This window comes from Melioribacteraceae bacterium, from assembly GCA_035362835.1.
In the GTDB taxonomy this organism is placed as follows: domain Bacteria; phylum Bacteroidota; class Ignavibacteria; order Ignavibacteriales; family Melioribacteraceae; genus DSXH01.
This window is the reverse complement of the sequence record DAOSDY010000002.1, coordinates 731,182-757,174: the sequence shown is the minus strand read 5'-3', so window position 1 is coordinate 757,174 and position 25,993 is coordinate 731,182. Positions and strand designations below refer to the sequence as shown.

Below are 25,993 nucleotides of genomic sequence, written 5' to 3'. Positions count from 1 at the left end.
ACGTACTTCCCTTAACATGCAGGGAAGTACAGTTCTTAAGCGTTAGTGTAGTATTTAACCTTTTCAATAAATTCTTTAGAATCGATCGGCTTTGGAATATAATCGGTAGCGCCCGATTCAAGGCATTTCTCACGGTCGCCTTTCATTGCGAAGGCGGTAAGCGCGATAATAGGAATATTCTTGTATTCGGGCATCTGGCGTATCTTTTCGGTCGCTTCGAAACCATTCATAATTGGCATTTGCATATCCATGAGAATCAGATCGAACTTATCTCCTGTAGCCATTTTAACGGCATCTTCACCGTTTTCAACAACTACTATATCCTCGTAGTTATTCTTTTTAAGTAGTCGGGTTACAATTATCTGAGAATGCTTATAATCCTCTGCAAGCAGTATTTTGGTTCCGCCTTTCTTCTGAATTACAGAATCAACAGGAGGCGGTACTTCATAACGGTTTATCATTGCGTTAATAGTATCGGCAAGATCTTCTATGTTAGTAGATCTCTTTTCGAGAAGTTCTTCGAATAATCCTTCTATTTTGGAGAGATCTTCTTTATAATTTTCTTTTCCTGTATAAATGATAATAGGGAGGTTTGCGAATTTTTTCTCTGACTTAATTAGTTTTATTAATTCGAATCCGTTAGGGGCAGGCATATCAAGATCAACAATTGCAAGATCTATTTCTTTATCCCGTATCAGGTTCATTACATTGGCAGACACATTTTCTGCTATAGCGTTAAATCCTACACTCTGGATAGCCTGTTTAACTAGATTGAGTGTAGGCACGTCGTCATCAACACATAATACGTTTGAATCTTTACGGAGTTTGTAATGAGTAAGGACTTCAACAAGGTAGTTGTAATTAATCGGTTTTACAAAATACTCAACCGCTCCCATCATAAAAGCTTTTTGCTGTTCGGGTTCAATTGAACATGCGATAACAGGAACATTTTTCGTATTCGGATTATCATGAATCTTTTTTAACAGCTCCAGACCGTTTATGTTGGGAATTTCAATATCGAGAATTATAGCCAGAAGCGGTTCACTGTTTATTACAGAAAAAGCCTGACTTTCGGAACTGACAATAGTAGGATCGTAGCCCCATTTGTTGAGGTAATTACTGAGGAGTTTGGAAGTAGCGTAATCATCCTCAACTACAAGAACCTTGTTCTTTGTCGAGGGTTTTGGCAGCTGCGATAGAGTGGATTCAATTTCTGTCATCACTTCTCCATTGATAGTGAAATTAAATATTGTACTGTTATCGCTTCCGGTAACAGTAATATCCCCTCCCAGGAAATTTACATATTTTTTTACTAAGGTTAAGCTTAGTCCTGTAAGACTTGTACTTTTATATTCGTTATTCTTTGAGAGTGCAAATGGTTCAAAAAACCGTTCTATAAGTTCGGCCGGAAGACTTTTTGTGGACTCGATTATTTCGAATCTTATTTTATTACCTCGATGGCCAGTCACATTAATTGTTATTTTGGCACCGGCAGTTGAAGAGGTTATGAAAAATAATATATTGCTTAAAATGTAGCGTAATTTCTGATCGTCCAGATCGATTGAACGTGAGAATTCTTCGGCTGTGTTTATTTTGAATGAAATTTCTTTGTTGGATAATTTGCTCTTGAAGAGCGCGGAAATATCATTAACCAGAGCACTGACTGAAATATTTTTCCGAACGAGAACAAGTTTACCACTATCTGCTTTGGCAATTTCATTCAGATCGTTGATTATAAGAAGCATGCCCTGAGAATACTTTTTTATGGAAGCAAGATACTCTGAATTAGATGCAGAAAGGTTCTCCTCGGAAATAATTGAAGTGAATCCGATAATAGAATTTACACTGTTCTTCAATTCAACCGAAGTATTGTTGAATAGACCGGTAAATGAAATATCCGTAACAACTAAATTGCCTTTTGTAGAAAACCAGTTGAAAAAAATCAATCCGATCAGTTTAATTGCATTTTCAAGGTCAGCCTTTTCTTCAGCAGAAAAAGCGGTTTTCCTCGCAACTTTTATCAATATCTTCAGCTCGTCACTTACTTTAACAAGTGCGCATGCCTCGTAAACAAGAAAGTCGGAAATCTGTATTTGACAGGAGGAATCATTGTAGAGTGTATTGGTCAGTTCGGAAACAAGATTTTTACAGGATTGGCAATTGTGAGCGGAACCTTTGGAATAACTCTTACGTGCGGATCTTGATCTGCTTAATACTGTAAATTTATGGTCGGTTCCAATTGAAAAAAGAACTGCAGCTTCCAGGTTAAATTCATCAACAATGAAATTACAGACCTCGTCAGCAAAAAAATCATCCCCGCGTTTTGCAAATTCGGAAAGCTCTGATATCTTTTTTAGGAAATCATACTTATCATTAGTTGGCATAGAGCTCGTGCTATGAAGTATTCAAAATTTGATTGTGAAAATAAACAATTTACGAAAGAGTTGAAAATGATAAACCTGAACCTGTGATTAAGACAGTCCCGCCTAAAGCGGGACTGTTAAGAAACTATCAGAGATTTTCAATAAAGAAATTGGTGATCTTATTGTAAAGATGGAGAGCCTCCCGTCCCCGAACTCCATGCCCGTGCCCTACATATGGATAGTACTCAAGAGGTTTATTCTTTTCTGCGGCAAGTTTGGCAAATGCTAATGTATTCTGCCATACTACTGTTGGATCCGAAGTGCCATGTACGAGTAATAGTTTACCAGAGAGGTTATCGATATAATTCAATAGACCCGATTCCTTGTACCCATCAGGATTAGTTTGAGGTGTATCCATATATCGTTCTGTGTACATTATTTCATAATATTTCCAGTCGATTACAGCACCGCCGCAGGCGCCAACTTTGAATGCGCCGTTCGTCCTGAGCATTAATGAAGTTGTCATAAATCCTCCGTAACTCCAGCCGTAAACTCCGAAACGTTCAGGATCTACATAAGGAAGTGACTTCAGATAATTAACTCCTGCCATCTGGTCCATAACTTCAACCGTACCTAATTTCCTGAATGTAGCTTGAGCAAAATCAGATCCTCTGTTGGATGTACCTCTGTTATCAAGTTCGAAAACAATATATCCCTTCTGGGCCATCATTCTGAACCATAACTGATAACTTCCTGCACCGAAGGAATTAAGAACTCCCTGGGAGTGAGGACCTCCGTAGACGTAAAATATTACAGGGTATTTCTTTGAATTATCAAAATCCGGCGGATAGATCATTCTGCAATATAAGTCTGTCCCTTCCTCATTCTTGATAGTAAAGATTTTTACTTCGCCAAGTTTAATTTCTTTTAACGGATTATCAGAATTCAAAAGATTTTTAACAACAGAATATTTCTTGTTTAGAATATTAATAACGCGGGGGACTTCAAGACTGCTGTAAGAGTCGATAAAAAACTGTCCGTTGGAACTTGCCTGAACATTATGAACGCCCGGTTCGCTTGTAACCCGATCCATTTTCCCGTTTTCAAGATTCACTTTATAAAAATGGCGTTCGATGGGGGATTCTTTTGTGGAAGTGATGTAAATAAATTTTCCGGTATTGTCGAATCCATGGAAGGAGGTTATTACCCATTTACCCTGAGTAACTTGCCGAATCATTTTACCGTCCGTATCGTAGAGATAGAGATGATTGAATCCATCTCTTTCAGAAAACCATAAAAACTGATTGTTCGATTTCGGGAGAAAGATCATAGGATTCAAGGGCTCAACAAATTCCGTATCCTTTTCTTCGAATAATGTATTGATTAAATCGCCGGTGGCTACATCATACTTTTTGAATTCCATGTGGTTCTGATCACGGTTCAAATGAGCTATATAAAAATATTTTTCGTCTGGTGACCATTCCAGATTAGTTAAGTATTGTTCAAGAGGTTCTCCGGTTTTAATCCACGTGGTCTTTCCGCTTTCTATGTTGTAAAGCCCAACTGTAACGTGATGACTCTTTTGACCGGCCATGGGGTATTTGATATTTTTAAGTTGTGCTGGTGTCTTGTCGATTTCAACGAGAGGGTAGTCAGAAACCATCGTCTGGTCCATACGGTAGTAAGCAATATAATTTGAATTAGGGGACCAGAAAATTCCGCCGTTGATGCCGAATTCATTTCTGTGAACAGCCTGACCGTTAACTATATTGGTGTCTGTATCATTTGAAATCTGAATTTTTTTCGACTCATCAAGATTCACAAATAGATTATTTGCAATGGTATAAGCGACAAACTTATTATTTGGTGCAGGAGTTTGATTTTCTGCACCTGATGGGAGGGCGTTTAATTTGGAAATATTTTTGAATTTGATGTTGTAAGAAAACCAGGTACCTCCAGACCAGAATTGAAGTGTATTGGAATCGGTCCATCGTATCGCAGGGATATTATTCAGTTTCCTCTGACCAAAAGATTCTAATTTTGAATTGATCTCTTTTAGTGTAATCAAAGTATCTTTTTTCACTGAGAGTGGAGTGGATTTCATCAGTACCGAAGATTCTCCGGTCCCTTCGGGAAAAACATAAAAATCAGAATCGGGTATCCATCCAAGCTGTCGGATATTAGCCGGAGAATACTTAGTAAACGAATTAAGTATAACATCTTCAACAGTTAACAGTTTTTCCTGAGCAAATAAACCGGATGTTGCAATGAGTGTTAGGAGAAAGAGGCGTTTGAGAGTTTTCATGTTACCCCCTCGGAATTGGATGACAAAAAAAAGGGCACTTATGTGCCCTTAATTATTTATTAGATTATTTTTTTTCTTTATTCTGATCTGTTTGAGAGACTCTATGAACAAGAATATTATCAATCAGCTTGTATTCTTTTGCTTCCTGGGAAGTAAGGAAATAATCCCTGTCGCAATCTTTTGCAATCTGTTCATAACTCTTACCGGTGTGCTCGGAAAGAATATTGTAGATTGTATCCCGCGTCTTTATCATTTCTTTTGCGTGAATCTCGATGTCTGTTGTCTGTCCCTGCAGACCACCGATCCACGGCTGATGTATCATGATTTTTGAATGGGGGAGTGCGGAACGTTTGTTAGCTTCGCCTCCGGCAAGAAGAACAGCTCCCATACTTGCTGCTAATCCAACGCAAATAGTGGAAACTTTCGACTTTATATATTTCATTGTATCATATATTGCCAGACCGGCCGAAACACTTCCGCCGGGGGAGTTGATATAAAGGAAAATATCCTTTTCCGGATCTTCCGCTTCCAGAAAGAGAAGCTGGGCAATTATCAGGCTTGCTATATGATCGTCGATCGCTGTCCCAAGGAAAATAATTCTTTCCCTTAGTAACCTGGAAAAGATATCCATTCCGCGCTCGCCGCGACCCGTTTGCTCAATTACATAGGGAACAAGCTGATTATAAATTTCATAATCTTTTTTATAAATAGAATCGATCGGGAAATTAACTTTCATTTTATTTTCCTTTTTTTTCTTTGGTTTTTTCTTCGGCATCAACTTCTTTAATCTTATTATTTGCTTTCAGAAAATCAATAACCTTATCCTCCAGAAGTACATCGCCGCGGTTGGAATCTTTATAGTATTTAAGAAGTTTCTGCGCGGATATCCCGGTTTTCTCGGCTTCCTTGTTCGCAAGTTCTTCCAGTTCGGATTCTTCAACTTTTATACTTTCTGTCTCTGCAAGGTTCTCAAGTATAATCTGCCACTTGGCATTCCACTCGGCTCTCGGTTTGTAGTACTCTGCAATAGCTTTCTCGTCAACATTAGGCATTTTATAGCGCTTAGCATTCTCCTTTTCCATTTCAATAAGGCGCTTATGAACGGAACTTACATATCCGGGAGGGGGAGTAAATTCGTTGTTCTTCACTATTTCATTTAATAAGCTGTTTGTATATATCTCTTCAGATTGTTTTGTGTAGTACTCAGTGAAGTTCTTTCTCAACATATCTTTAAATTCATCGAGTGTTGCAGCTTTGTTACCCGAAATCTTCTTCAAGATTTCCTCTGTCAATTCCGGATATACAATTTTTTCAATTTTTGTAATCTCGGCTTCGTACCTGTATTCCTCCCTGTGAAGTTCTTCGCCATGGTAATGTTCGTCTACAAATGTAAATACGAATTTGTCGCTTACTTTTTTACCGTTAGCATTTTCAACAATCTGCTGGTTAACTTTTTCGTCGCTCAAATCGATAAGCATGTTTTCACTTCCTTGACCGATAACGGCAACACCGTTTTCATCCAGCTTTTGAAGATTTACAGTTATACGAAAGGTTTTGCCTTCAACAACATCATAAGTTTCAAATGTGAAATGAGGTTTGAGCAAATAGTCGACTTCTTTGTCGATATCTTCTTCTTTTAATTTGAATAAAGGTTTTTCTATTACGAGGTCTTTATAATTCTTTAATTCAAGTTTCGGTTTAATTTCGTACTGGATTTTGAAAAACAATTTACTTCCCGGTACAAAGTCGATATCGGTTAACTGCGGAGTTGAAATCGGCTTCAGGTTCTCCTGATCAACGACATCCCAGAATTTTTTAGTGGCAATTTTTTCACTGGCTTTGTATTCAATAGCTTCGCCGTATAGTTTTTTAATCATCGCCATCGGGGCTTTACCCTTTCGAAAGCCGTCGATTTCTATATTTTTTCTCTCTTCGCTATAAGCTTCTTCAATATCTGAAGTAATTTCTTCATATGTTAAATTTACTTCTACTTCCTGTTTAGAGTCGGATACCTGATTAACTTTTATTTCCAAAAGAAACCTCAATAAATATTAAAAAATAGTGAAAGTGCGAGAGGGGGGACTCGAACCCCCACACCTTTTGGGTACTAGATCCTAAGTCTAGCGCGTCTGCCAATTCCGCCACTCTCGCAAAAGGTTTGCAAAATTAGTCAAATGGTTTGAAATATCAAAAATCTTCCTTTTTATCACTCATTAAAAGATTTTTCAAAACGTAATTCGAAAAGATTTTTTTATATTCTCATACAAAAAATAAAGTTATTGATGGAAAATTTAATCGGTAAACTGATCGATAATTACCGGATCGTTTCTGTTCTTGGTAAAGGGGGAATGGGAATAGTCTATAAAGCTTATGATACAAAACTCGATCGTTATGTTGCGATTAAAATGCTTAATGCACAGACGTATGACCGTGAAAGGTTTGTAGAGAGATTTAAAAGAGAAGCAAAAAATCAGGCTAAATTATCGCATCCGAATATTGTCACTGTTTATGGTTTCATTGAATACGGGGATCTCCTCGGTATTGCAATGGAGTATGTTGAAGGAGAAAGTCTCGAAAAAGTAATTCAGCGGCAGGGCAGATTCAATTTATACGATGTTATCTATATTCTTAAGCAGGCATTACTCGGACTTGGTTACGCTCATTCCAAAGGATTTGTTCACAGAGATATAAAACCTTCCAATATTATTCTGAACAAAGAAGGAATAACGAAAATTATGGATTTCGGAATTTCCAAATCTTTGTTCGATAAAAATATGACCAAAACCGGCTCAAAGATCGGTACCGTATATTATATGAGTCCTGAACAGATTAAAGGAGAGGATGTTACCAACAGAAGTGATATTTATTCGATCGGTTGTACTACTTATGAAATGATTGTCGGTACTCCGCCTTTCGATTTTCAGAGTGAATACGAGGTGATGGATAGTCATCTCAAGAAAACCGCTCCAAAGATTTCAACCCGGCTGACCGGCATCCCGGATCAGGTGGATAAAGTAATTATGAAATCATTGGAAAAGAATCCGCTTGAAAGATATAACAGCTGCGAAGATATGTATAACGATGTACAGGAAGTTGATAAGCATGTCGCAAAAATGTATACGAGCTATTTTAAGAAATCGACCGAACGTTCAAAGACTTATAAAACATTTTCGAGCCTCGCTTTTGCAGGTATTATAATATTAATGTTAGTTCTTGCCTATTTCGTTTTTCATCAGGTTAACGATCTGCTTACCAGCAATAAACTCGATCAACTTGAAAAATACAGCATACAGTCCCTTTTTTCGTCGGAAGATGATAAATTAAAATTCTCTTCGATTAATAAAGTCAGGAGTAATACACTTTTTAATCTGAATGCCGTTTATTTTGCAAACGAAAAAATGGCCGCTGCCGTCGGCGATTCGGGTACAGTGCTTATCTCGAATGATGCTGGCATAACCTGGGAGCCGAAAGACATAGGTGTCAACATTAACTTCAGCGATATATATGTCTCACCGTCAGGCAAATCAATAATTGTCGGAGATTCATCTTCTATCTTTTACAGTTACAATGCTCTCGATTCTCTGCAGCAGATCCCGTTTCAGAAAGGATATACTTTTTTCAGAATAAGATTTATTGACGATGAAACCGGATTTATTACTGGTAACAAAGGACTAATTCTTAAAACAATTAACGGTGGAATAAACTGGTATAAAGTAACAACTAATACGACCGACCTTATCTTCGACATCGCATTCATCGATGCGAAACGGGGTTTTGCAGTCGGCTGGAATGGAATGATCCTTAGAACCACTAACGGCGGCGAATCATGGAATAAGTCGGATTTTAAATCTGTTGACAATTACTTTAAAGCAATCGATTTCACTAAGAATGGATACGGTTTGATTGTTGGCGGCGACGGAATGATTTTAAGATCGACTAACTACGGAGAAATTTGGGAGGAAACAAGGGTTACTGATATTGGAGGACTACAGAGGGTAATGTTTATAAATGATAAGACTTCAGTGCTGATTGGAAACAGAGGGACTATTATGGTCTCAAAAAACCGTGGTGAGAACTGGAACCTTGTAGAATCTCAGATCTTTTCGAATATGAACGATATTGCTCTTAATCCCGACGGACATTTATATCTTGTCGGTGTTAACGGTATGATGTTCAGAATTGAATAGGGAATTTTAGATTGGATAAATTTATAATCCGCGGTGGAAAAAGATTATCGGGCAAAGTTAGTGTAAGCGGCGCTAAAAATTCTTCCCTGGCATTAATGCCTGCAACTCTTCTTAATTCCGGTATCAATATTATCGACAATACTCCCGAGGTAAACGATATCTATACGATGATCAAACTCTTAACCCATCTAGGTGTTGAAACAGAGTTTGCCAATCATAAGTTAACATTAAATACAAGCAATATTACCAGTCAGATAGCCCCGTATGAACATGTAAAGAAAATGCGGGCTTCCGTATATGTTCTTGGGCCGCTACTATCCCGTTTCGGTTATGCAAAAGTTTCTATGCCCGGCGGATGTGCGTGGGGACCCCGGCCTATTAATCTTCACATTGAGGCAATGAAAAAACTCGGAGGCGAAATTGAACTTGAAGAGGGTTATATTATTGCCAGGGCAAAACGTCTTCACGGTGCCAAGATTCATTTTGATATTCCTTCTGTTGGTGCAACCGGAAATGCGTTGATGGCTGCAGTTCTTGCTAAAGGTACTACTCTTATCACGAATGCTGCAATTGAACCCGAAATTAATCTTTTAGTAGAATATCTAAACGGTATGGGAGCACATATTCAGGGTATAGGGACAACCACACTTGAAGTAGAAGGTGTCGAGGTGCTTAAACCTTTTTCAATTAGAAATATTCCCGACAGAATTGAAGCCGGTACTTTATTGATTGCAGGCGCCATTACAGACAGTAGAATAGAACTTGAGAATACACAGTTGGATCATCTGGATTCTGTACTTGTAAAACTGGAGGACAGCGGAATTAAGTTATTTAATTCAAAGGACAAAATTATTTTAGATGCAACAGATAATAGCCGTAAATGTGTTGATATAACAACCGCAGTTTATCCCGGATTCCCTACTGATATGCAGGCACAATGGACAGCCTACATGACTTTGATAGAAGGTACATCCTCCGTTACTGATACGATTTATCTGGACCGTTTCAATCACGTTCCGGAACTGAATAGGCTGGGAGCAAATATTGAACTTATAAATAACAGGGCTATAGTCAAAGGTGTTAAGAAGTTAACAGGTGCTAAGGTAATGTCCACCGATTTACGAGCCAGCGCATCGTTAGTATTAGCCGGTTTGGCTGCAGAGGGAACTACTGAGGTCCTGAGGATTTATCATCTCGACAGAGGATATCAAAAAATTGAAGAAAAGTTGAAATCGTTAGGAGCGGAAATAGAAAGAGTTGCCACAACGGAATTCTAAGTTGAGATTAAAAAGAGTTGAATTACAATTTATACTGCTTGCTATTCTCTTATTTATAAACCTGATTTTTAATTTTTTCCCTCTTGTTAATATTATCGGTTATGAATCTTCAGTTCTGAACAGTTTCCTGTTCTTTATTTTCTCGGGTTACCTATCAATCTTATATACAAGAAAAGAATCCAGTGCTTCATTTACGGGATATTTTAGCCGACACAAAACATTTTTTATCCTGGCTTTGCTTATTCCTCTTGTTTCGGGTATTTCCTCCACATTAGTTTTTACCAATTGTCCGGTGATTGACGGAATCCTTTTTTACTTGGTAATCTCAATACCATCTTTGTTTTTCGGATCTGTTTCCGGGATTCTTATCGTCAAATATGCAAGACGCTATCATAAACTCATCTTCCATTTCCTTACAATATTAATTCTGATTATACCTTTAATAGAAATCTATTTTAATCCTCAAATCTTTTTTTACAATCTTATAATAGGATTTTTCCCGGGTACTATTTATGACGAAGACCTGGCAGTTGATTCTAAATTAATTTTATTCAGGATGCTGTTAATTATTCTGTTTATAATCTTTCTCGGAATTCACTTTTTATACACTAAAAAGAAACTGAACAGACTGCAGTCAATTAGTTTAATATTAGTTATTAGTTCAGTTTTTATTCTTATAAAACCATGCTTATCATTCTCAACCGATATTGGAACGATTGCACGTCATCTTAACAACCGAATTGAGACACCCCGCTTTCAAATCCTCTATTCAGACAGCATCGATTCAATAAAAGCCGAACAGATTGCTTTGCTTCATGAATATTATTACGAACAAATAAGCGGGAAATTAAACATCCGCAGAGAAAAGAAAATAACATCATTTATTTTTAATGATAGGGAAGATAAAAGAAATTACTTCGGAGCCGGAAATGCTAATGTAGCTAAGCCGTGGCTTAACCAGATTTATCTTAATGGGAATGAATTTGACGCTTCTCTAAAACACGAGCTCGTTCATATACTTGCAGGGGACTTCGGTACAACACCATTTAAAGTTGCTGATAATCTTAATCCGGCAATGATTGAAGGATTTGCTATGGCTATAGAGGACGACTTCAACGGTCTTTCGGTCCACTCAATTGCGCGAATGGCTCGAAAGTCCGGGTTTAAAATATCAATTGCCGATCTTTTCGACGGATTAGATTTTTTTTCTCATTTTTCCTCCCTGGCATACATATATAGCGGTTCATTTGTTAAATACCTTATCGAAACATATGGTATAGAAAAAGTAAAAGCTCTTTATAGTAATCTGGAATTCGAAAATATTCTTGGTGATTCGCTTTATAATCTGGAGCAGAATTTCTACCGGTTTTTAGATGCGGAGGAGATAACTTTTACCAAACATTTGGCTCAGTTATATCTCGGCGGTAAATCAATTTTTAAGAAACACTGTGCCCGGGCCGCAGCAAAACGGATAAAAGATGCATGGATCCTTTTCGATGATAAGAAATATAATGAGGGCGTGATAAATTTCCGTGAAGTCTATTTTTATTCTGGTTCGTATCAGGCATTAAACGGTTGGCTGAACTCTTTAACACAACTTAAAAAATTTAAAGAAGCGGAAGAAATTTTATTAAAAGAATTAAATTACTTCGTTCAAACTCCTTATCTTTACATTCTTGAATTAATGGCCGGTGATCTTTCAGTTAGAAATAACAAACCGGAAGAGGGATTAAAATATTACGATAGTTTAGTAGTTCAGTCACCTTCCATCGAATACAGAAACGAAGCATCGTTAAGACTCCGTATCGGGGAGTATTCGCGCGACTCGTTAAAAAAATATATTGAAGCAGATATAGTGGAACGGTTCAATATTCTGAAGAGCATAAACATTAATGCTATTCTTTATGAATCGATTCCTTCTTTGATTCGTTATGCAGAGGTTGACAAAATAAAATGGAAGTTTTTAAAAGAATTATCGGGCCGTTTAAAGGTAAACGATAGAGTTTCTGCTTTTTCTGTTCTGGGTTTGTCGAAGATGGCTCTCAAATATGGTGATTACTTGTTAGCTAAAGAACTTGCTGTTAAGTCTTTAGAATTTGATTCGGGAGACATTCACAACAAAATATTTATCGATAACCTCAGGATGATTAACTGGTTTTATAATTTTGCTGAAGAAGTTAAGAAGAATTTTCATTATCAATGATCGACTTTAAAGAACATATTAATCAATTCGCATTTCTTAAAGAAGCTTCGCAGCTTGCTGTTGAAAGAGGAGAAGATGTTTATCTTATCGGCGGATACGTTCGCGATCTTATCCTTGGCAGGACTCGCAGCGAGATGGATTTTTTAATTGTCGGGAACGGACCGGAATTTGCTGCTGCTTTAGCCGAACGTCTTTCAATAAAGGAGATAGTTATATACAGAAATTTCGGGACTGCACATTTTAATTATTCAGGTTTCTCATTGGAATTTGTAGGTGCCAGAAAAGAATCTTATAACCGCAACAGCAGAAATCCGGTTGTTACCCCGGGTACTTTAGAGGACGATATTAACCGCAGGGATTTTACGATTAACACGTTAGCTATTTCTCTCAATAACCGGGATTACTCTGAATTACTGGACAAGCTTGGAGGATTAGATGATATCCAGAATCAACTGATTCGTACACCTCTCGATCCGGAAGTTACATTTAACGATGATCCGTTGCGTATAATGAGAGCATTCCGGTTTGCTTCACAACTCGGTTTCTTAATTGAACAAAAAACTTTTGATGCAGCCTCAAAACTGGCTGAACGGTTGTCAATTGTATCGCAGGAGAGAATTACGGATGAGTTTTTGAAAATTCTTGCTTCACCAAATCCATCGATCGGTTTGATCCATCTTTTTAAAAGCGGTGTGATGAAAATAATATTTCCTGAAATTGATGCGATGGGTGGAATTGAACAGAGGAATGAACATCACCATAAAGATGTGTTCTATCATACCTGTATGGTTGTAGATAACGTTTCAAAAGCAAGCGATAACCTATGGTTAAGATTTGCAGCTTTAGTTCATGATATTGCAAAACCTCCAACCAAAAAATTTATTGAGGGAACAGGATGGACATTCCACGGCCATGAAGAGCTTGGCGCAAGAATGATGAAAAGAATCTTCGAAAGGATGAAACTTCCAAACAATAAACTCAGTTATATAGAAAAGCTGATCCGATTGCATTTAAGGCCAATTGCACTTGTTGACGAGGAAGTTACAGATTCCGCTATAAGGCGACTTATTGTTGCTGCTGATGAAGACCTGGATGATTTAATAACACTATGCAGGGCAGATATCACAAGCAAGAATCCCAATAAGGTTAACAAATATCTTGAAAACTATGACCTTGTGATGCAGAAAGTACATGATGTTAAAGAAAAAGACAGGTTAAGAGCTTTCCAGTCACCTGTTCGAGGAGATGAAATTATGAGAATTTGTAATATTCCTCCTTCTAAATTAGTGGGTGAGATTAAGTTTTCCATCGAAGAAGCCATACTAGATGGAAGAATTGGGAATAATTATGAAGAAGCATTCAATTATCTGCTTCAAATAAAGGAGTCTTTCCTGAACCGTTAGTAAAAATTATTTTTCTCAATATTGTAACTTTTAATTGATTTATTCCGTCAAATTTGACAGAAAATTAAATTCTGTGAAGAGAAACGCAGAAAAGGAGTAATTAAAGATGAAAAGAATGATTCTGGCAGTTATTACACTTCTATTTACAATTCCGGTTGCCGCTCAGAAAAATTTGACATTAGAGGAAGCAGTATCAATAGCACTTCAAAGAAATACCTCTCTTATAAAAGTTAAGAATTCATTGAGTACCAGCGAATCTCAACTTAAATCTGCATATGGAAGCCTTATTCCGACACTCGGGGCAAATGCAGGCTGGAGTTTTCAAAGGATAAACGATGCCGGCAGTACTCAACGAGATTTTCTTGGTAATGAAGTAATTACTCCGCCGTCGCAGATTGATAACCGTTCCTTTTCTGCAGGACTAGGAGGAAGTGTAACCCTCTTTGACGGACTGGCAAATATTGCCAACATCAATCAGAAAAAAAATAATCTCCGGGCAACAGAATATAATATCGAAAAGAAGAAACAGGATGTCGTCTACGAAGCAACAAATTTTTATTATCTGGTTTTAAATGCGGAAGAACTGATGCGCGTGCGTGAGGACAATGTTAAATACTATCAGAAATTTTATGAAACAGTAAGCGAGCGTAACCGGCTTGGTATTGTTGCAAAAGCGGATGTTTATACTGCTCAGGTCCAGCTTGGAAATGCTGAATTACTGCTGATTCAGGCTCAAAATAGTTATGAAAACACAATCAGCAATCTTTTAAATTATCTGGGTCTCGATGTACTTGAAGAATATAAGCTTGTCAGTCCATTCGGTTCAGAAGAAATTTCTGAATCCGATGCATATCTCGCCGAATACGATAATATAAACGCTATGGTGGGCGCTGCTCTCGATACCAGGTTCGATTTTAAGAGCCAGCAGCTCCTTGTACAGTCAGCGGAAAGCGGATTAACTATGGCGAGATCCGGATTATTTCCATCCTTAAGCGGATCCTACTCATATTCGAGCGGTGCTTCTAAATTCGATAAACTTTTCGACCGTAAAGTTCTGAACATTAGTCTGAGTCTTAATTTCCCGATTTTCTCTAACTGGAATACTGAGAACCAGATTCAGTTTGCTGAAGTGAATCTTAAAAATGCTAAAGAGGATCTGTTTGCTTTAGAACGCCAAGTTAAGATTGAAGTTAAACAGGGTTATCTGGATTTAACCGCTGCTAAAAAAAGTCTTGATGTGGCATCCAAGAATGTTACTGCGGCAGAAGAGACCAGAAAAATTAATCAGGAACGTTATAATCTGGGATCAGGAACAATTCTCGAAGTGCTTCAGGCCGACCGAGATTATACGGATGCACTTAGAAACAAAATCAATACATCATTCGACTTTTATACCAAACGTGATAAACTGAATAATTCACTCGGCAAATTAGATTATAAAAAGTTTGAATAAAACATTAAGGAGTTATACAAAATGTCTAACGGAAAGAAGAATTCAAAAAAGAAACTTATAATATTCGGAGGATTGGGAGTTTTACTGCTCGTAATTATTCTTCTTGTTGCATTCAGCGGAAATAAAGAGGATATCTTCCAGGTCCAGACCGAATTAACACAACGTAAAACTATTACTCAGGTTGTATCCGCAACCGGCAAGATAAATCCGGTTTTCCTTGTTAAAATTACCGCAGAGGCAACCGGCGAAATTGTCTCTTTACTGGTTCGTGAAGGGGATAGAGTTTCCAAAGGTCAACTCCTTCTTAGAATTAAACCTGATATTTATGAAGCTCAGAAGACTAGTGCCGAAGCACGCCTCGCTCAAACAAAAGCCAACTTGAGTTCGACAAAAGCTCTGCTCGATAAGGTCGAAGCTGATTATAAAAGGGTCCAGGGATTGTTCCAGAAAGGGCTTGCGAGCGATTCGGAACTTGAAGCCGCTAAATCGAGCTACCTCCAGACAAATGCAAATTATGAATCCCAGAAGTCGAGCGTTGCACAGTCTGAAGCATCTTTAAAAGAAGCCGTCGAAAATTTGAATAAGACATATGTTTATGCACCTATGAACGGTACTGTAAGTGTTCTCGACGTTGAATTGAATGAAAGAGTTATCGGAAGCGTATTCCAGGGAACAGCTCTCTTAACCGTTGCTGACTTATCCCAGATGGAAGCGACTGTTGACGTTGACGAAAACGATGTAATCCTTGTATCTGTAGGTGATACTTCAAAAATTAGAGTTGATGCTTTCGGAGATAAGGAGTTTAAAGGAATTGTTACACAAATCGGTAATAGTGCTAAGACGACCGGATTAGGCACACAGGATCAGGTTGTGAATTTCGAAGTAAAAATTAAACTAGTTGATCCCGGAGATCAGATTAGACCGGGTATGTCCTGTGATGCCGACATTGAAACAGAAACAAAAGTCAATGTCCTGGCAGTTCCTATTCAGAGTGTAACAGCACGTTTATCCGAATCCGAAAAAGCTCCAGTAGAGAATACTGAAGAAGAAGGAGAAGCTCAGCCGCAGAAACCCAAGAATGGTAAAGAGAATAAACCTAAGGAAGTTGTTTTTGTTGTAAATGACGGTAAAGCTAAAATGATCGAAGTAAAAACCGGAATTAGCGACGATACATATATCGAAGTTATTGAAGGTCTTAAAGGAGACGAAGAAGTTGTTACCGGACCATATAGAGCGATATCCAAAGATCTCGAAAACGATTCCAAAGTATCTGTAACATCGAAACGCAAGGATGAGAAAAAACCTTAACTATAATTCATTTTTAACGGAAAGAATATGAACATTATAAATATTGAACACATTGCCAAGATTTATCAGGTGGGAAGTGAAGAAGTTCATGCGTTGGCAGATGTTTCACTTAGAATTGATAAAGGTGAGTATGTTGCTATTATGGGTCCTTCCGGTTCGGGTAAATCGACTCTTATGAATGTCCTGGGCTGCCTAGATACTCCGACTAAAGGAATCTATAATTTCAAAGGTGTGAACGTTAGTCAGATGAATGATAATGAGCTGGCAACAATCAGGAATAAAGAGATCGGTTTCGTTTTTCAGACTTTCAACCTGCTGCCACGCTCGGATGCACTTCATAATGTTGAACTACCTTTAATCTATGCCGGTGTCTCTGCATCAGACAGAAAGGAGAGGGCCCGCTCGGCTTTAGATCAGGTAGGCCTATCAGATCGTATGCATCATAAACCGAATGAACTATCCGGAGGCCAGCGTCAGAGAGTTGCTATCGCAAGAGCTCTTGTTACCAATCCATCTATTATTCTTGCTGATGAACCGACAGGTAACCTTGATACTAAAACCGGTGAAGACATAATGGCTCTTTTCCATGAAATATCCGGGCAGGGCAATACTATAATTCTTGTAACTCACGAGGAGTATATTGCCGAACACGCTGCAAGAATTATAAGACTGAGAGACGGATTGATCGAAAAAGATGAAAATGTTAGAAAGAGATACATACCGCAGAAAAACGGAGTATCGAAATTATAAATTATTTCTCAGTTCAATGTCTGAAAATAAACTGGCAGTGAATTGAAAAACAGCAAAGGAATAACCGATGGGTACATATTTATTTGAATTGAAGGAAGGGCTACTTATTTCGCTGAGAGCTATCAGAGCCAATAAGGTCCGGGCAATTCTTACTACTCTCGGTATTGTTATCGGAATTACTTCTGTTGTATTGATGTCTACAGCTATTAAAGGAATCGATAACGCTTTCCAAACCGGTGTTTCTTCTCTTGGCAGCGACAACCTGTATATTGATAAGTGGGAGTGGTTCAATAACGATATTCCTTTCTGGGAATTGAGGAACAGGAAAAATCTTGTTCTCGAGGATTATGAAAAATATAAGGAACTTGCAAAACTACCTCTCGCAGTTGCCCCTACTGTCTGGTCAAATCAGACTGTAAAATTTAAGGATCTGAATGTAGAATCGATTCTTGTACAGGGTACTAATCACGAATATATTAATACAACCAATCTTACATTTGACGAAGGAAGATTTTTCAATGAACTTGAAAGCAACGGCGGCAGACAGGTTTGTGTTATCGGTTTTGAAATTGCGAAGAATCTATTCCCCCGTGGCAATGCTCTTAATCAGGATGTCCGGATAAGAGGGCATAAGTTCAAAGTGATCGGTGTTTTATCCGAACAGGGTAGCTGGGTTATGGGCAATTTTAATCCTGACCGGCAGGTCTTCATACCGATATCAAATGTTTTCAAATATTTTCAGAGTGAATTCTTCAGAAGTGTTACTATCAATGTAAAAGCTAAAAACAGTCAGCTGGTTGAAGATACAAAGGAAGAAGCAATCGGCATTATGAGAAGGATACGCGGACTAAAGTATAACGAGCAGAACGATTTCTCAATTAATCAGCAGGAAGGTCTACTTACAACTATTAATTCCACTATCGGTGTAATCCAGATTGCAGGATTGTTCATAACCGGATTGTCCCTTTTCGTTGGAGCCGTAGGAATTATGAATATTATGTTCGTCTCTGTAAAAGAAAGAACTAAAGAGATCGGTATTCGAAAAGCAATTGGTGCTAAACGCAGATCAATTCTGGGACAATTTATAACCGAATCTGCCATAATCTGTCTGCTTGGAGGATTGGTTGGTTTGTTATTAGCCGTCTTGTTGAGCATGATAGTTAATCAATTCCTTCCAACATCAGTTCAAATCGATACTGTCATTCTTGCAATTGTAATTTCACTTTTAACAGGAGTAATATCCGGATTTGCACCTGCTTATACTGCTGCAAAATTAGATCCGGTTGAAGCTCTGAGGTATGAATAATGGAAATATTTGAAATTATTAAAGTCGCTTTCTCATCTCTCCACGCAAATAAATTAAGGTCCACACTTACAATTGTTGGAATTATCGTAGGAATCTTTTCGATTATTGCAATCAGCACTGTAATAGAAATGCTTCAATCTAGTATCGAAAAGGGAGTTTCTCAGTTAGGGCAGAATACTTTTCAAATTCAAAAATGGCCGGCTGTTCAAACAGGCGGACCGGGACAAAATGCAAGATTCAGAAACCGTCCTGATATTACTTACGAAGAGTTTGTTCAGCTAAGAGAAAAACTTGTTGAGGCCAAATCTGTCGGTGCTGAACAGTGGGGATTCGGAAAAGTATTCAAAGCCGGCAACAGGGAAACCAATCCTAATGTTCAGGTCTCCGGCTGCACACCAGAAGCTTTTCCAAATAACAAATGGACAATTGATGAAGGAAGAGCTTTCAACGAGCGGGATGTTCAGAGTTATTCAAAGGTTATTGTACTCGGCCCCGATGTTGCTAAGCGCCTCTTCCCTAATTATTCAGCTCTTAATCAGGAAGTAACTGTTGATGGATATAAACTCAGGGTAATCGGGATTCTTGAATCGCAGGGGGATGTATTCGGCCAGAGCCAGGATAACTTTGCGTTGATTCCTTTAACAGCTTTTCAGGCAATGTACGGTAAAAGAGCAAGATCAATTAATATTACTGTTATGTCGGGCGATAAAGATACCTACAATGAACTGATGGAAATTGCCGAAGGTTATTTCCGGACTGTTAGAAAACTGGGACCCGGTGAAGAGAATGATTTTGATATTTGGTCTAACGAGCAGATTCTGACAAGAATAAACGATATTACCTCCGGGGTTAGAATCGGATCTATTGTTGTAGCGGCAATTGCTCTTCTTGCTGCCGGTGTCGGAATTATGAATATTATGCTTGTGTCTGTTACAGAGAGGACAAGGGAGATCGGAATAAGAAAAGCTATTGGCGCTAAGAGGGTGAACATACTCTTCCAGTTTATTATTGAAGCAATTACATTGAGTCTTATCGGCGGTATTGTTGGTATTGTTCTCGGAATTTCATTAGGTAATCTGGCTGGATCGTTTTTAAATGCAACTGCGGTAATTCCAATCGACTGGGTTTTAATTGGTGTATTTCTTTGTGTTTTAATCGGAGTAAGCTTCGGCACATATCCTGCATATAAAGCCGCAAATCTTGATCCGATAGAAGCACTTAGATATGAGTAAATAACACCATGAGATTATTACTTACTATGAACCGTTATTAGCCGGTTCAAATCCTAAATGAATTTTTTTTCCTCCTGAATTCATTTCAAATAAATGTGACAATTTTATACTTTCACTTTATTCTTAAGCTCTACTGCAATATATTTGATAAAAAAAATATATAGTTTAAGTGAAATTATTTCTAGTAGAGTTTCCTGAAATATTTGCAATTGCGCTTCGTGCAATCCGTGCAAATAAGATGCGATCCGCCTTAACAACACTTGGTATTATAATCGGTATTGTTGCGGTAACCACAATGTCCACTGCTATTGTAGGCCTTCGAGAGGCATTCCTCACATCCATCTCTTCCTTCGGCAGCGATGTTTTATATGTGAGTAAAACTCCCTGGTTCGCAATGGGTGACTGGAGCAGTTATCGAAACAGGAAAAATATTACAATGGAGCAATACGAGCGTTTGAAAGAGATGCTTACAATTTACGAAGCTATTGCACCAACTAAATCCTCTTTCGGTATGAATGTTAAAAGAAAAGAAAAAACAGTTGTTTCTTCCGTAGTGTATGGTACAACGCATGAATTCCAAACTACCAGCCAGATCGAGCTGGAAGATGGAAGATTTATGTCTGAGACTGATGTTAAAGCTGCACGAAGGGTATGTATGATCGGTCAGGATATTGTAAAAGAACTCTTCCCGGTTGAAAGTCCAATCAATAAGGAAATAAAAATTAATAATGTCCCTTTTAAAATACTCGGTGTAATGACAAAACAAGGGAGTGGATTTTTAGGATCATTCAGTATGGATGGAATGATAATAATGCCGATAAAAGCTTTCGAAGCTCTTGCTGGCCCGTCACGGGGCAGATTAAGAATTGATATTAAAGTTGGTGATACCGCCAGGCTCGAGGATGCTAAAGAAGAAATTGTTGCATCCATGAGAATAATTAGAAAAGTACCCTATGGAAAACCTGACGACTTTGCCGTGAACCAGCAGGAAGCATTTAAACAGATGTACGATCAGACAGTCGGGATCATCGCGATTGCAGGAATTGTTATTACTGCATTATCTCTCTTTGTTGGTGCCATCGGCATTATGAATATTATGTTTGTCTCTGTTACGGAGCGGACAAAGGAAATCGGAATTAGAAAGGCAATTGGTGCAAAAACCTGGTCTATTCTTCTACAGTTTCTCACTGAGTCGGCTGTTATCTGTCTTATAGGCGGTATTATCGGACTTATGATTTCATTTCCATTGAGTTTGATAATCAATCAATTTCTTCCGACTTCAATGCCACTAGAGGTAGTTATTCTTGCACTTTTAATTTCTGCTGTTGTAGGAATCATTTCCGGATTCCTGCCTGCATGGAAAGCATCCCGACTTAATCCGGTAGATTCTTTGAGGTATGAATAATGCTTTTTTTCGAGAGTATAAAACTCGCATTTAATTCGATTAGGACCAGTAAGCTTCGTTCAGTTCTCACTTTGCTCGGAATTGCTGTCGGTCTGTTTTCAATTATCATTGTAATGACGGCAATAAGTGCAATTCAACAAAGCGTGGAAAATACATTTAACAGTCTCGGTACAAATAATTTTATTGTCCAGAAGTGGCCAGCTATAAGAGTTGGAAATCCGCATGGGTCCAGAGACCGGAGGAACAGGAAAGACATTGAAGTAAAAGACGGAATTAAGTTGAAAGAAATGACTTCACTGCCGGTTGCAATTGGAATTTCGCTGTCTACCGGCGGAAAAGTTATTAAATACGGAAATGAAAAAACCAACCCCAGTGTTGCTGTCGCTGGTGTAAATTTCGATTATTTTGTTGCACTCGATCTCAAAATTGAAGAAGGAAGAAATTTCTCAAAATCTGATGACGACTATTCCAAACCTGTTGCTGTTGTTGGTACAGACGTGGTAGACAGATTATTTAAAGGAATCGATCCAATCGGTAGAAGAATAAGAGTTGAAAAGTTCAGTTACGAAATAATCGGCGTTTTCGAAAAAAGGGGAAGTATTCTTGGTCAGTCTCAGGATAATTTTATATGTGTCCCTCTCTCCGTTTTTGAAAAACATTTTGGAAGCGATAGAAGCGCCAACTTTGTTGTAATGGCCCAGACAAAAGAAATGATTCCCGCAACAATGGACGAAGTAATCGGAGCAATGCGGAAAATAAGGAAAGTCCCTACCGGATTGGAAAATGATTTTGAACTTGTAACTAATGAGCAACTGATTGAGCAGTTCAACGATATTACCAAATATTTTAAACTTGGAGCCGGCGTTGTTGCGTTTATTGCTCTTCTAGCTGCCGGTATCGGTATTATGAATATTATGCTTGTTAGTGTTACAGAGAGAACCCGCGAGATCGGAATAAGAAAAGCTATTGGTGCAATGAAGAAGAACATCCTTGCTCAATTCATTATCGAAGCTGTTGCTCTCAGCTGGTTTGGCGGACTTATCGGTATTCTGATCGGAGTGATAGGCGGAAATCTTGTTGCAGTTACTCTCGGCGTATCCGTTGTCCTGCCGGTGGAATGGATTGTAATAGGTCTTATTGTTACTACATTTGTAGGTGTAGTCTTCGGTGTTTATCCCGCCTACAAGGCGGCTAACCTCGATCCTATTGAAGCACTTCGATATGAATAAACATGATATAAAATTCCAACATTATTAATGCCATTCATTTATTGAACTTGAAAGAGAGGGAGTTTAGGTATAGATTTATTCTACAGAATAATCCTGAACATCCAATTGAAAAAAGTATTCATTCTAATATTTGCTCTACTAGTATCGGTACCTCATGCTGGATTGCTTGCGCAGCATCCCGATGAAGTCTCTGTAACCGATACGTTTAATGTTAATCCTCAGAACGATTATAAAATATCCAGTCTGAATATTATACCATTCTCAGAAAAAATATTTATAAATGGTATCCTCTTAAACCGGAGTAACTACTCCATCACTTATTCAACCGGACGGTTTTCGATTTCAGATTCATCGAAATTCAAACTCCATGATCTGCTCATAATAATTTACAATACTGTTAAATTAGAATTATCAACTGAGTATCGGAAAAGAAGGTTAAATGTAGTTTATGATGATTTAAAGTCCGATTCAGTATTTGTTTCTAAGATTGATAAAAATGCTTTCTCGACAGAATCCATATTCGGTAAAGATATTCAAAAGAGCGGTGCCCTCATAAGAGGTTTTACAGTCGGAACAAATTCCGAATTTCAATTGAATAGCGGTCTCCGTTTGCAGTTAGCCGGCCGACTTTCTGAGGATCTCGAAATTGTAGCTGCTCTTTCAGATGAAAATACTCCTATTCAACCCGAAGGGAATACAGAGACTCTTGAAGAACTCGATAAAGTATTCATAGAGGTAAAGCATAAAAACGCGACAGGTACTTTCGGAGATTATGAATTAAACACCAGTAGAAGTGAATTTTCTCAGATTACCAGAAAACTCCAGGGATTAAAAGGAGATTTCACTTTTGATAATCATACCGGATCTGTATTAGTAGCGGGTTCACGAGGGAAATTCAATACCCTTCAGTTTAACGGACTGGATGGGAATCAGGGGCCATATCGTTTAACCGGAGTAAATAACGAACGTGAAATTATTGTTATTGCAGGAAGTGAAAAAGTATTTCTGGACGGACTCGAATTAAAACGGGGTGAGAATAACGATTATATTATTGATTATTCCATCTCGGAAATAATTTTCACACCTAAAAGGATTATAACATCCGCCAGCCGCATTTCGATCGATTATGAATACACTGACCAGCAATTCAGAAGGAATTTTTCGGGGGCTGATTATCAAACAAGTCTCTTGAATAATTCATTAACCATAGGAGCAAGTTTTTTCCGTGAGGCCGATGATCAGGATAACCCGATTGAAATAAGCTTGTCGGACTCCGACTTCGAAATTCTCCGTATTGCCGGTAACGACAGAACGCTCGCGTCCCGATCAGGTGTAACGCTTGCGCCGCCTGATTCACTCGGAAATATTTCAGGTGTTTACTCCAGGGTTGATACTACAATAAATATGGAGCCTTACACATTCTATGTTTATTCTCCGGGAAATTCCTCATCAATTTATAAGGTCACTTTCAGTTACGTCGGTGATAAGAAAGGTGACTACATAAAAGAGAGTCTGGGAAAATATAAATTTGCCGGCATTGATAACGGAAATTATTTGCCTGTTGTTTTTCTTCCGATGCCTGAATTAAAACAGGTGGGGTCGTTTTTCGTGAATGCGGATCTTTTTGAAGGTTCAAAATTGAACATAGAACTCTCAGGAAGTTCCTGGGACCGGAACAGGTTCTCAGGATTAGATGATGACCAGAATACTGGTTATGCCAGAAAACTTGAGTTATTATTTTCACCAAGGAGAATTGAAATAGGAACTTTATCACTGGGAAAAGTCGGATTCGGTTTGAAAGACCGTTTTATTCAAGGGAGGTATTCTTCGCTGGACAGGATTGATGATGTTGAATTTAAACGCCATTATAATTTATCCGCTGCTCCTAATTCCGATCAAAACTTAAGAGAAATTAACCTGGACCTTATCCCTGCTGAAAATATCTCACTTATATCAAAGTACGGATACATAAAACAGGGTGACCGTTTTGAATCGGATAGAATCAATTCGGTTATGAAAATTGGTGACGGCAGTAACTTCTCGGCTGAATATAATCTGGATTATGTTAATTCAAAAAACGACGACATTTCAACCGACTGGAATCGTCAGAATGGAAGCGGCTACTATTCTTTCGGTTTTATAAAGCCCGGATTTAATTTTATCTATGAAAACAAAAATGATTTTTTTAATGATTCACTTCTCGCCACAAGTCTTAAGTATGTTGAAACTGCACCGTTCGTAGAACTTTCTCCTTTAAATGCGATCGATATACGAGCACTCTACTCTTATAGGGAGGAATCTTTCCCGCTTAATCGAACTATGGTACTCCAGTCGAAGACGGATATGAAGCAGATTCAGATATCTTTAAAAGGATTACGGGAAGTTTCCTCGAACATCAATATCACCTACAGGAATAAAAAGTATACAGATAATTTCATACAGATCGGTTACTCCGATAACGAAACTGTTCTCTTTTTATCCCAGAACCGTTTCAACTTCTGGAACAGTTTTATTACCGGCGAGCTGTTCTACCAGGCATCGACTGAACAATCCGCCAGCCTCGAAAAAGTCTTTGTAAAAGTACCGTTTGGTACGGGCAATTATATTTATCTTGGTGACCTAAACAACAACGGAATTGCTGAAGAAAATGAATTCCAGCTTACATCCTACGACGGAGAATTCATTGTAATTACCACTCCAACCGACCAGCTATTTCCTGTAATCGATCTGAAAACAAATACCAGATGGAAAATTGATTTTAACAGAATCATAAATGGTGAAGATCTGTTATCAAGAATTCTTAAAGCTGTGTCAACGGAAACTTCATGGCGAATAGAAGAGAACAGCAGAGATAATGAGACAGACAAAATCTATCTTATCCATCTTTCTAGTTTTCTTAATGATTCAACTACTGTAAGAGGTTCTCAACTGTTTCAGAACGATATAAATCTGTTTCAGTTCAACAATGAGTTTTCAATCAGAATCCGCTATCTGCAGAAACGAAATCTTAATCAGTATGCCGCAGGACTGGAAAAGGGATTCTTCAGGGAAAGGTCGGTCAGACTCAGGTTAAAACTTGTTGAGGGAATAAATAATCAGACTGAGATTACAAATCAGATCGATAACCTTCTCTCACCGCCATCTTCAAACCGGGCAAGAGAAGTTTACAGGAATGATGTGGTGACGGAGTTTACATACCGTCCGGTAAACAGTATTGAGGCGGGACTAAAAGTTCAGGTTGCCAGGAGCGAGGATAAATATCCTTTTAAACCGTCTGTAGTGGATCAGAACTCAATTGTTTTGAGAATTTATGTCTCGCTTGCTAATTTGGGGCGTATAAGGTTTGAAACCGAAAGAACTGAGTTAACCGGAAAAGACCTAACGGGAAATCTTCCGTTTGAAATTACTCAAGGAAATGTGATCGGTAAAAATTATTTTTGGAGGGTCTTTTTCGATTATAAGATTGCAAGTTATGTCCAGACTTCATTCAGTTACGACGGAAGAATTCACGGCGGCGGAAGAGTAATTCATACAATGAGAGCAGAGGCAAGAGCTTATTTTTAAATTATTTT

Annotated in this window: 16 protein-coding genes and 1 tRNA gene; 12 read left to right on the top strand and 5 right to left on the bottom strand. The window is 38.2% G+C overall.

Annotated features, from left to right (window positions below; all coding sequences use genetic code 11):
* Positions 1 to 35: 35 nt before the first annotated feature.
* The 5 genes from PLZ15_10555 to PLZ15_10535 all read right to left on the bottom strand — a co-directional run bounded on the left by PLZ15_10555 (position 36) and on the right by PLZ15_10535 (position 6,819).
* The gene (locus tag PLZ15_10555; GenBank protein ID HOI30185.1) at positions 36 to 2,384 is read right to left on the bottom strand and encodes a response regulator; all 2,349 of its coding nucleotides are present in this window, start codon (positions 2,382 to 2,384) and stop codon (positions 36 to 38) included.
* A 127-nt stretch (positions 2,385 to 2,511) separates the two neighbouring features.
* Positions 2,512 to 4,668 carry a S9 family peptidase gene (locus PLZ15_10550; GenBank protein HOI30184.1) on the bottom strand — a complete coding sequence of 719 codons (2,157 nt, stop codon included), beginning with the start codon at positions 4,666 to 4,668 and terminating at the stop codon, positions 2,512 to 2,514.
* Between the two features lie 64 nt (positions 4,669 to 4,732).
* Positions 4,733 to 5,404, bottom strand: coding sequence for an ATP-dependent Clp endopeptidase proteolytic subunit ClpP (clpP, locus tag PLZ15_10545; GenBank protein HOI30183.1), 672 nt, complete (start codon positions 5,402 to 5,404; stop codon positions 4,733 to 4,735).
* 1 nt (position 5,405) lies between these two features.
* Positions 5,406 to 6,701 carry a trigger factor gene (gene tig, locus PLZ15_10540; GenBank protein ID HOI30182.1) on the bottom strand — a complete coding sequence of 432 codons (1,296 nt, stop codon included), beginning with the start codon at positions 6,699 to 6,701 and terminating at the stop codon, positions 5,406 to 5,408.
* Positions 6,702 to 6,736: 35 nt separating this feature from the next.
* Positions 6,737 to 6,819, bottom strand: a tRNA-Leu gene (locus PLZ15_10535).
* A gap of 131 nt (positions 6,820 to 6,950) precedes the next feature.
* Between PLZ15_10535 and PLZ15_10530 the strand changes: the two genes are divergently transcribed.
* The 12 genes from PLZ15_10530 (at position 6,951) to PLZ15_10475 (ending at position 25,985) form a co-directional block, all read left to right on the top strand.
* Positions 6,951 to 8,855, top strand: a complete 1,905-nt coding sequence (locus PLZ15_10530; GenBank protein ID HOI30181.1) for a protein kinase — start codon at positions 6,951 to 6,953, stop codon at positions 8,853 to 8,855.
* Positions 8,856 to 8,866: 11 nt separating this feature from the next.
* On the top strand, positions 8,867 to 10,132 hold the full coding sequence (gene murA, locus PLZ15_10525) for a UDP-N-acetylglucosamine 1-carboxyvinyltransferase (protein HOI30180.1): 1,266 nt from the start codon (positions 8,867 to 8,869) through the stop codon (positions 10,130 to 10,132).
* A gap of 1 nt (position 10,133) precedes the next feature.
* Positions 10,134 to 12,335: a hypothetical protein gene (locus PLZ15_10520; protein ID HOI30179.1), complete on the top strand. Its 2,202-nt coding sequence runs from the start codon at positions 10,134 to 10,136 to the stop codon at positions 12,333 to 12,335.
* The gene (locus tag PLZ15_10515; GenBank protein HOI30178.1) at positions 12,332 to 13,738 is read left to right on the top strand and encodes a CCA tRNA nucleotidyltransferase; all 1,407 of its coding nucleotides are present in this window, start codon (positions 12,332 to 12,334) and stop codon (positions 13,736 to 13,738) included. Before PLZ15_10520 ends, PLZ15_10515 begins: the two co-directional genes overlap by 4 nt.
* A gap of 106 nt (positions 13,739 to 13,844) precedes the next feature.
* Positions 13,845 to 15,191 carry a TolC family protein gene (locus tag PLZ15_10510; GenBank protein HOI30177.1) on the top strand — a complete coding sequence of 449 codons (1,347 nt, stop codon included), beginning with the start codon at positions 13,845 to 13,847 and terminating at the stop codon, positions 15,189 to 15,191.
* Positions 15,192 to 15,212: 21 nt separating this feature from the next.
* Complete coding sequence (locus PLZ15_10505) at positions 15,213 to 16,499, top strand: efflux RND transporter periplasmic adaptor subunit (protein HOI30176.1); 1,287 nt, start codon at positions 15,213 to 15,215, stop codon at positions 16,497 to 16,499.
* Positions 16,500 to 16,526: 27 nt separating this feature from the next.
* On the top strand, positions 16,527 to 17,249 hold the full coding sequence (locus PLZ15_10500; GenBank protein HOI30175.1) for an ABC transporter ATP-binding protein: 723 nt from the start codon (positions 16,527 to 16,529) through the stop codon (positions 17,247 to 17,249).
* Positions 17,250 to 17,316: 67 nt separating this feature from the next.
* A complete protein-coding gene (locus PLZ15_10495; protein HOI30174.1) occupies positions 17,317 to 18,555 on the top strand; it encodes an ABC transporter permease in 1,239 nt (412 codons plus the stop codon).
* On the top strand, positions 18,555 to 19,787 hold the full coding sequence (locus tag PLZ15_10490; protein ID HOI30173.1) for an ABC transporter permease: 1,233 nt from the start codon (positions 18,555 to 18,557) through the stop codon (positions 19,785 to 19,787). Before PLZ15_10495 ends, PLZ15_10490 begins: the two co-directional genes overlap by 1 nt.
* A 169-nt stretch (positions 19,788 to 19,956) precedes the next feature.
* Positions 19,957 to 21,192, top strand: a complete 1,236-nt coding sequence (locus PLZ15_10485) for an ABC transporter permease (GenBank protein ID HOI30172.1) — start codon at positions 19,957 to 19,959, stop codon at positions 21,190 to 21,192.
* On the top strand, positions 21,192 to 22,421 hold the full coding sequence (locus PLZ15_10480; protein HOI30171.1) for an ABC transporter permease: 1,230 nt from the start codon (positions 21,192 to 21,194) through the stop codon (positions 22,419 to 22,421). The genes PLZ15_10485 and PLZ15_10480 overlap by 1 nt, the downstream gene beginning before the upstream one ends.
* A gap of 105 nt (positions 22,422 to 22,526) precedes the next feature.
* Positions 22,527 to 25,985: a hypothetical protein gene (locus tag PLZ15_10475; protein HOI30170.1), complete on the top strand. Its 3,459-nt coding sequence runs from the start codon at positions 22,527 to 22,529 to the stop codon at positions 25,983 to 25,985.
* The last annotated feature ends 8 nt before the right edge of the window (positions 25,986 to 25,993 follow it).